A 9054-nucleotide genomic window follows, 5' to 3' on the forward strand; every position below is an offset into this window, starting at 1 on the left:
GCACTTCGCTACGAAATGGGGTGGCAACCTGTTGCCTCAGCCAGTGATAGATGTAGAGGTAGCTCATGAGGAAGGCGAGGTCTTCCGCATCGGGCCGGATACCGAGCAGACGGAGCATGCCACCCGAGGTCAATCGATTGACCTCGGATTTGAAGCGTAATCGCAGTGCGGGCAGATAGTGGCGTTTCAGTTCGGCCTGACTCTGGCCGACAGCAGGTTGGGCGGTCTGCAGGCTCATGTGCATGATCCGATGGCTGGCATGGATCTATTCTACACTAGAGTTCTCGACCCTGACCCGAATGGAGCTGACTTATGGCAACAATGTTCGTGTGGTCAATGGCTTGCCAAATACTTAAAAAATGGCGCATGTTGTTGGGTTACGGCCAAAAAGACGGCCTAACCCAACCTATCCAAGAACGTAGGGTGCTGTGCGCACCAAGATTGCTCCAAAACGTGAGTTACCATGATAAAACGCAGTAGCTTCAAACCTGCCTGGTGGCTGCCGGGTCCTCACCTGCAGACCCTCTGGCCGGTGCTGGCGCGCCGTCGTCCTGATTATTCGTCGGTGAACGAAAGAATCGAGCTGCCGGACGGTGATTTCCTGGATATCGTTTGGCATGACGAACAGCCAGGGGAGAGTGTGCTGGTGCTGCACGGACTGGAGGGTTCGATAGATTCCCACTATGCAGGGACCTTGCTGCAGACGCTTGAATTACATGGCTTCAATCCCGTGTTTATGCACTTCAGGGGGTGCAGTGGAGAACCCAACCGGTTGCCCCGTGGTTATCATTCTGGGGAGACGGGGGATCTGGATACTATCGCAAGGTTGATAGCGCAGCGAACGAACAAGCCATTAAGTGCGGCCATTGGTTTCTCTCTGGGGGGAAACGTCCTGCTTAAATGGCTGGCTGAAAAGTCTTCGGACTGCAGGCTGAAAACAGCGATCGCCGTCTCCGTGCCTTTTCGCTTGGAGGACTGTGCCGCACGGCTTGAACGGGGACTCAGCAGGCACTATCAGAACCATCTGCTGAAAAGAATGAGACAATCCTACAAAGCACGTTTCAGTCGTATTCCATCCCCGCTATTGGTCGATGTTGATCGGCTGGATAGTTTCAGAACGTTTGATGACAAAGTTACAGCCCCACTGCACGGCTTTGCCGGGGTGGATGATTATTACGGCCGGTCAAGTTCACGACAGTATCTCAAACAGATTGAGATACCCACCCTGATTCTGCATGCAGAGGATGATCCCTTCATGTGGGCCGGGACGATTCCAGACGCGAATGAACTCTCCTCTTCTACTACCCTGGAGTTGTCGACTCACGGAGGCCATGTCGGTTTTGTCGCAGGGACTCTCCCATGGCGCCCAAGATACTGGCTGGAGGAACGGATCATCGATCATCTGCAGGAGGTATTGTAAGGGGCGACCCCTAATTCCTCTCAGGCAACATTTGCCGTATCAAGATCTGTCACGGTTTCAGCCCGCTCAACCATCTTATTCACAATGGCGTAGATGCCCACATGCCGGTTGGGGCTGAGATGCTCTGCCAGATGCAGTCGTTTGAACAAGTCATCGACATCCATGGCACGGATCTCTTCGAGTGTGTGGCGGGAGAGCAGATCAACCAACAGCGCCAGCACCCCCTTGATGATCGTAGTGTCACAGTCACCGCGAAACCGGATCATACCGGGCTGTTCAGGTATGGCCTCAGCATGGACATGTACGGTGCTCATACAGGGTCTGACCCAGTTCTCTTCGGTCTTGAATCTATCTGGCAGGGGAGGCAGCGCCTCACCCAGTTCCACCAGATATTGGTAGCGCTGTTCCCAGTCGCCGAGAAACTCGAAGTTGTCTACAATTTCATCGATTTTAGTCATGTCTACACTTCATGTTTCAGGGGTCAGAGTCAAACCACCCACCCAAGCCGTATCTACCGCTGTTCTTTGCGAGGTTTGACTCTGACCCCTCATGCTACATCAGACCCAGTTGAAGTTGAGCCTCTTCGGATATGAGATCCTGGCTCCAGGGAGGCATCCATACCAGACGAACCACCGCATCGGTAACACCGGGTACTGCATCGATTACCCGCCCGACCTCATGGGGTAGGGTGCCCGCCACCGGGCAGTTGGGCGCAGTCAGAGTCATCTCAACCAGGACCTTACCCGCATCATCGAACTCCAGGCGATAGATCAGCCCAAGGTCATAGATGTTCACCGGAATCTCCGGATCGTGAACCTGACGCAGCGCCTCTATCAGTGCCTCACGGGTCAGCTGCGGAGATCGCTTTTTTGCCAGACTAAACATGGCTGGAACTCTCCAGGCGTTGCCGGATGACTTCGTCGAGTTGTTTTCGCAGGGACTCTGATTCGAAGCGTTCGACTATTTCACTGGCGAAGCCGAGACAGAGCAGGCGTCGAGCCTGCTCCATATCCAGGCCTCTTGAACGCAGGTAGAAGAGAGCCTCTGAATCAAGCTGGCCTACAGTAGTGCCGTGGCTGCACTGTACGTCGTCCGCAAGGATCTCCAGTTGGGGTTTGGTATCGATTTCGGCGTGGCGCGAGAGCATCAGATTGGCATTGGAGAGGTGGGCGTCGCTCTTCTGCGCCTGCTCGCGCACCAGTATGCGGCCATCGAAGACGGCGCGACCCTGACCGGTGAGTATGCCTTTGAAATTCTCCCGGCTGCTGCATTCCGGCACTGCATGGTCGATATCCAGATGATAATCCACCAGCTGGCCGTCGCCTGCCAGATAGAGACCGTCCAACTCGCAGTTGGCGCCCGGCGCGCTAAAGCGGCTGTTGATCTTGGTGCGTGACCAGCCGGCACCGAGGGAAGCCGTTACCAGCCGGTATTCAGCCTGTGCCTGTAAGCCAAGATAGAGTTCACTGAGGTGATAGGCCTGTGGATTCTCCTGTTCGACCCGCTGATGGCGAAGATGCGCCCGTTCGCCGAGCACAATCTCACACACCAGATTGGTGAAGTGCTCCTCATCATCCAGAGAGAGATAGCGCTCCACCAGGGTGGCGCTGGCATCCTCCTCCAGGATGATCAGATGGCGGGGACGCAGGCTGAGACCGGCGGCCGCACAGGAGGTCAGATGGAGCAGTTCAATGGGGCGCTCAAGCTGGATGCCGGCGGCAATGCGGATGACTGCGCCATCCTGCATCGTCGCCATGTTGAGGGCGGCGAAACCCTGCTCGCCGGTTCCGGAGAGTGACCCCAGGGCCTCAAGGAGTGTTTTGTCCCCCGCCGCCATGACGTTGTTCAGACTACTCAGCTGCACCCCCTCCAAATCTGTATCGGAAAGCTCGCGCTGAAACTGTCCATCGACGAAAACCAGTCGTCCGGCCACGGGTTCGCTAAGGAACCGGCTTTTCACTGAGTGTGGAGTGAAACTGCGCTGGGCATCATCTGTAACAAAGCCTTTTTCCAGCAACCCCTTGATGCTGGTGTAGCGCCAATCCTCCTGACGGGCATTGGGGAATCCCAGCTCTCTGAATCGACTGACCGCGTCGCGGCGTTTATCTGTCAGCCAGAGACCGTCACCCATCGGCAATTGATCGATGTGACGTTCGGCGGCCTGTTGATAGTCGGCTGCCGAGAGGGTTTGCGCATTCATGCCGCCGCCTCCCCGGTGAGCCAGCCGTAGCCGCGCTCCTCCAGTTCCAGGGCCAGCTCCTTGCCACCTGAACGGACGATGCGCCCCTTTGCCAGCACATGCACATAGTCGGGTTCGATGTACTCCAGCAGACGTTGATAGTGGGTTATTACAATCATCGCCCGTTCCGGTGAACGTAGCATGTTTACCCCGTCAGATACGGTACGCAGTGCATCGATGTCGAGCCCCGAGTCGGTCTCGTCGAGAATCGCCAGGCGCGGCTCCAGCATGACCATCTGCATGATCTCGTTGCGCTTCTTCTCGCCGCCGGAGAAGCCGGTATTGACCGATCGTTTCAACAACGTCTCATCGAGTTTTACCTGCCTGGCCTTCTCGCGCACCTTTTTCATAAAGGAGATCGCGTCGATCTCCTCCTCGCCACGGGCGCGGCGAATGGCATTCAGAGATTCCCGCAGAAAGGTCATGTTGTTCACACCCGGCAGTTCCACTGGATACTGCATGGCGAGGAAGATCCCCAGACGCGCCCGCTCTTCGGTCTGCAGCGGGAGCAGGTCCTGGCCGAAGAATTTCACTTCGCCGGAGGTCGCCTGGTATCCGTCACGGCCCGAAAGGATATGCGCCAGGGTGCTTTTACCCGAGCCGTTAGGACCCATAATGGCGTGGACCTCACCTGCTCTGACCTCCAGATCGATCCCCTTGAGGATCTCCTTGTCTTCAACGGTCGCTTTCAGTTGTTTGATCGATAACATATTTACAGCCTCATCTATTTTAGAAGGTGTCAGAAGGGGGGTGTTATCCCACCGCACCTTCCAGACTCACCGCGAGCAGCTTCTGCGCCTCCACGGCGAACTCCATGGGCAGCTCCTTGAAGACCTCTTTACAGAAACCGTTGATGATCATGGATACCGCATCCTCCTGTGACAGGCCGCGCTGGCGGCAGTAGAAGAGTTGGTCCTCGCTCACCTTGGAGGTGGTCGCTTCATGCTCCACCCTGGCGGTGGGGTTTCTCACCTCGATATAGGGAAAGGTGTGGGCGGCACAGCGGTCGCCGATCAGCAGGGAGTCGCACTGGGTATGGTTGCGGGCGTTCTCCGCGCCGGAGGCCACACTGACCAGACCGCGATAGGCATTGCTGCCGTGCATGGCGGAGATCCCTTTGGAGACGATAGTGCTGCGGCTGTTCTCGCCGTAGTGATACATCTTGGTGCCGGTATCCGCCTGCTGATACCCCTTGGTCACGGCAACCGAGTAGAACTCACCGACCGAATCCTTGCCCCGCAGCAGGCAACTGGGGTATTTCCAGGTGATGGCGGAGCCTGTCTCCACCTGGGTCCAGGAGATATGGGAACGGTCGCCACGGCAGTCGCCCCGCTTGGTAACGAAGTTGTAGATGCCGCCGCGGCCCTCGTTATCCCCCGGATACCAGTTCTGCACCGTCGAATATTTAATCTTCGCATCTTCCAGCGCGACCAGTTCCACTACTGCTGCATGTAGCTGGTTCTCATCGCGCATGGGTGCGGTGCAACCCTCCAGATAGCTCACATAGCTGGCAGCGTCGGCGATGATCAGGGTGCGTTCGAACTGTCCTGTTTTGGCCTCGTTGATACGAAAATAGGTCGAAAGCTCCATCGGGCAGCGCACGCCCTTGGGGATATAGACAAAGGTGCCGTCACTGAATACGGCGGCATTCAGTGCAGCAAAGAAGTTGTCCCGGTCCGATACCACGGTGCCCAGGTATTTCTGGATCAGCTCGGGATGCTCGCGGATCGCTTCTGACATGGAGCAGAATATGACGCCTGCCTCGGCCAGGGACTCGCGGAAGGTAGTGGCCACAGAAACACTGTCAAACACTGCATCCACCGCCACACCGGCAAGGGCTTTCTGTTCATCGATGGGGATGCCCAGCTTTTCATAGGTGGCCAGGAGTTCCGGGTCGACCTCATCGAGACTTTTGAGGTCAGTTTTTTTCTTCGGCGACGAGTAGTAGGAGATCGACTGATAATCGATCGGAGGATGGTGTATCGAGGCCCAGTTGGGTTCCTTCATGGTGCGCCAAAACCGGTAGGCCGCCAGCCGTCTTTTCAACATCCACTCCGGTTCGCCCTTGCGCTCGGAAATGGTTCGGACGACACCTTCGTTGAGGCCGGGTGGCAGAGTGTCTGACTCAATCTGAGTGACAAAGCCTTGGGCATAATCTGACTGGATCAGCTCGTCCATACTACTATCTGGTAAACCCATGCTGTTGCTCCGATCATAACCTAGTAAAATACTGTGAAATTGGGGTAAATTTTTTCAGCCTGACTGATTAATCGGTTGCTCGCTTCGCATTGCAGCCTTTCATTACGCCCCAAGGGGCGGGGAATTACACCCAGAGCGATTAACGGGTCCTCAACTCTCCTGTGTAGCTTTGCCGGCAACGGGTGCGGCTGAGAATAAGGCAGAGACCTTCAGCGAGAACACCGACGGCAATAAAGACCACACCCGGTACAGCAGCGGACAGGAGCAGAAACAGGAAACCCAGTCCGGCAAAGAGCAGGGCCATGGCAAGCACAGGTCCCCCGCAACAGCGTCTGGATATCATTCGCGAATTCCACATGAGTACACCTCTTCCGGTTTCATGGCAGCAGGCTGCTATAACCTAGTAATACAGTCAGGAATTATTTTTTACAAGGGGAATACCCAAGATAAAAATCATGGGATATGCTTGAAATTAGAATTATTGCTTATTTAACAGATGGATAGCAGGTGTGTGAGTTGTAGGTCGGGTTAGATGCGCATTCTTGCGAAGATCAGTTTTATCACTGAGTTATGTGCGCATCGTAACCCGACGGTGATCTGTGGAATTAACCTGCTTCATTCGCCTCAGCGGTCCGGTAATAGCGTTCCGGCCCGATCGTTTTCAGCAGCGCAAGGGCGATAAGTTCTTCATCGACATCACCCTGCTGGCTGAAAAGGTGCTGAATCTTGCCTTTGGCTTCGGGGACTGCGGCGTTGATGCCCGGCGTGATTGCCTCACCCATGGATGAGACCATACATCCCTCCGGGGCAACGTTCAGAATCAGGTCATAACCCTTTTGCAATTTTAATACGGCTTCGCCTACATAGGGGATAAATTCACCCCCCGGACGTTTAGTGGTGATGACCGATTCTGCTATCTTGAGTATCTTCGGCATTGCCTCCGGCATCTCCAGGCCAGCCGCTTTATAGAGCGGTTTGGCGATGATGCTGCGTAATATGAAGTGCACTGCCCTGAGACCAATCAGCCGTAGCTGCTTCTTGCGTTTGTAGCGGGTGATGCGTTTGCGCTCGGTTTCATCGACAGGGCGTTTGAGTTCGGATCTGCTTTCATCGATAGCTTCGCGTGCACGCATCAACATACCTGCGAGTTTGTAATCCAGAAAACTCCATACCGGCGTGTGGGTCAGGGTAAATTGCCGAAAGCCCAGAGTGGCCAGCAGCGTCCTATGGACAGCCTCGTACTGGGCGACACGCATATAGGCTTCGCCGTCGATATGGATGCGAGTCGGGGCACCTTTGAGCGGCTGCGCACACCACTGGCGGGCAAAAGCCTTTATGGGGCGTTTCATATCAGACCGATGCAGGCCGTAGGCAAAATAGTTGACCAGGTAGTTGATGCCGGGAACCTTGGCAAAGGCATCCGCTATCCGCAATGCAGCAGCTGAGGGCCGCATCTTAAACTCGATAAGATGGTGCAGTTCCTCTTTGAGCCTTCGATACGCCTGCATAAAGGTCTGGTATTCAGCATAGTCCCTGCACTGAGAGCTGCCATCGGCCAGGAGCTGGTGCAGCACACCCTGCACAATCGCACTCTGCACCCCCCGCACGAAGACCCAGGCAGGGAAACCGGTATTAAACCCCTTGTTCTCATGGCCAACGAGAAACTGCATCACCAGCGCTTCGGTTTCGTCTTTGCCTGAGTTCTTCTGCTGATTGATGAAGATCTTGTGGGTTTCGACGTACTGTCCCTGGCGGCAGGGTCCCAGTCCCTTATTGTTGAATATCAGCAATCTTGTCTTGTTGATAAATTCAGGATCGTTTTCCTGCTTGCGGCGTTTGAAATCCTCCATTGCCGCCATCACATCGCCATACACCGCAGCCAAAGGGGCGCAGACAGAGTCACCCGACATGGAACGCCCATCCTTGATGGCGGCCTGGAGATCGTAATCCTCATCGTAGAGGTCGATACAGGTAAAGCCGGCGCTGCGGATGACTGAGGTCAGCCCCCGAGTGTCCGATAGTGTCGGGAAGTAGATCGCATCGGTTTCCGGGTTGAGGGGATCCTGGTTGACCAGACGGTCGAGCACCTTCACCTCGAAGCCCTCATCCTCCACACTCTTCAACTCCTGATGCAGTCCCGATTCCAGTTGCTTGACGTAGGTGTTCATGCGGTTTTCGAGATGCGCCAGCTCTTTGATCGCCGCATCGGACTGGATCAGCAGATAGGGGCGCTTTTTGGTCAACTCGGCAATCAGCGGATTGGTGACGCTGTCGGGGCCACACAAAAAGGTCGATACCTGCACCACCGGCATCAGGCTATCAGAGCCTTTTTCCACCCGCTCAAATACCTGTCTCAGCCCGGCATGGCCGGTTACCCTGTGTAGTTCACGTCTGCTGCAGGCATCGGCCAGGGTGGCGATCATGTGGGGATTGCGCCAATAGAGGTGTTTGAACTGGGGGTTGAAGTCGACATCGAGGAGATAGCTGGGGATGCCCATTATGTTCTTGTCCCGCAGCAGTCGCCCGACGTGGCTGTCATAGATGCCGGGATTGAGGATATATTCACGGCCCATCACCAAGGCGATTTCGCGCCCATCGTCGATGGCTTGAGTGGCCAGTTCGGTGGCAAAATCAGCGGCCGCCTCTTTTAGTCCCCGTTGGGCCTGCAACGCCGCATCGACGATGTTGCGGAACTGTTCATACTCAACCTGCTTGCCGTAATGCTCAAACACTGGCTGCAGGCGTGGATAGATCTTCTGTGCGATCCGCTCCGCATTCTGTAGTTTGAGATCCAGAAAAAACAGATAGATGCGGCTTTGCGGGTGTTTGGATTCAGTGATCTTTTTGGCCACCGCCAGCCCACCCTGGTTGATGGTGCAGGTGCGCCCCAGGGAGTGTTTTGCAGGCAGGAACTCGATCTGTGGGGCCAGAATCATACCGTGTGGTTGTGCGCCCAGGCGCAGGAACTGGCCAACAACGCCTATATAGTGGGGCAAGGTGTCGATGAAATGCGGCTGGCATCGATGATATCGGACGCCTGCAATATTGTCCACCTCCACCGGGACTTGTGTGAAAAACAGTATGAAATGATGCCCACCTGAAATGGCGAAAAGTTGCGCGGTAATACCCGCCGGTTCGGGTCATCGGAGTGGGGCAGGCGGTCGTTGATAAAGAGCAACTGAACGGCGGCTACCAA

Annotated in this window: 10 protein-coding genes; 1 reads left to right on the plus strand and 9 read right to left on the minus strand. The window is 55.6% G+C overall.

The window, feature by feature from the left end; all coding sequences use genetic code 11:
- Positions 1 to 238: hypothetical protein (locus G9Q73_RS07055; RefSeq protein ID WP_304956569.1), on the minus strand; the 238-nt coding region annotated here is incomplete at its 3' end.
- A 225-nt stretch (positions 239 to 463) separates the two neighbouring features.
- Between G9Q73_RS07055 and G9Q73_RS07060 the strand changes: the two genes are divergently transcribed.
- On the plus strand, positions 464 to 1420 hold the full coding sequence (locus tag G9Q73_RS07060) for a hydrolase (protein ID WP_177419161.1): 957 nt from the start codon (positions 464 to 466) through the stop codon (positions 1418 to 1420).
- A gap of 20 nt (positions 1421 to 1440) precedes the next feature.
- On the opposite strand, the gene G9Q73_RS07065 is transcribed toward G9Q73_RS07060, so the two are convergent.
- From G9Q73_RS07065 to G9Q73_RS19205, 8 genes are all read right to left on the minus strand, one after another.
- Positions 1441 to 1878: a SufE family protein gene (locus G9Q73_RS07065; protein WP_177419162.1), complete on the minus strand. Its 438-nt coding sequence runs from the start codon at positions 1876 to 1878 to the stop codon at positions 1441 to 1443.
- Between the two features lie 94 nt (positions 1879 to 1972).
- The gene (locus G9Q73_RS07070) at positions 1973 to 2305 is read right to left on the minus strand and encodes a DUF59 domain-containing protein (protein ID WP_177419163.1); all 333 of its coding nucleotides are present in this window, start codon (positions 2303 to 2305) and stop codon (positions 1973 to 1975) included.
- On the minus strand, positions 2298 to 3620 hold the full coding sequence (gene sufD, locus G9Q73_RS07075; RefSeq protein ID WP_177419164.1) for a Fe-S cluster assembly protein SufD: 1323 nt from the start codon (positions 3618 to 3620) through the stop codon (positions 2298 to 2300). Before sufD ends, G9Q73_RS07070 begins: the two co-directional genes overlap by 8 nt.
- Positions 3617 to 4369, minus strand: coding sequence for a Fe-S cluster assembly ATPase SufC (sufC, locus tag G9Q73_RS07080; protein WP_177419165.1), 753 nt, complete (start codon positions 4367 to 4369; stop codon positions 3617 to 3619). Before sufC ends, sufD begins: the two co-directional genes overlap by 4 nt.
- Positions 4370 to 4412: 43 nt before the next feature.
- On the minus strand, positions 4413 to 5858 hold the full coding sequence (sufB, locus tag G9Q73_RS07085; RefSeq protein ID WP_177419166.1) for a Fe-S cluster assembly protein SufB: 1446 nt from the start codon (positions 5856 to 5858) through the stop codon (positions 4413 to 4415).
- A 139-nt stretch (positions 5859 to 5997) separates the two neighbouring features.
- On the minus strand, positions 5998 to 6201 hold the full coding sequence (locus tag G9Q73_RS07090; protein WP_177419167.1) for a hypothetical protein: 204 nt from the start codon (positions 6199 to 6201) through the stop codon (positions 5998 to 6000).
- Positions 6202 to 6463: 262 nt separating this feature from the next.
- Positions 6464 to 8854, minus strand: coding sequence for an acyl-CoA dehydratase activase-related protein (locus tag G9Q73_RS07095; protein ID WP_177419168.1), 2391 nt, complete (start codon positions 8852 to 8854; stop codon positions 6464 to 6466).
- On the minus strand, positions 8839 to 9054 hold a 216-nt coding region (locus G9Q73_RS19205), incomplete at its 5' end, for a hypothetical protein (protein WP_218649934.1). The genes G9Q73_RS07095 and G9Q73_RS19205, both read right to left, overlap by 16 nt.

The organism is endosymbiont of Lamellibrachia barhami, assembly GCF_011947365.2.
Lineage (GTDB): Bacteria > Pseudomonadota > Gammaproteobacteria > Chromatiales > Chromatiaceae > QGON01.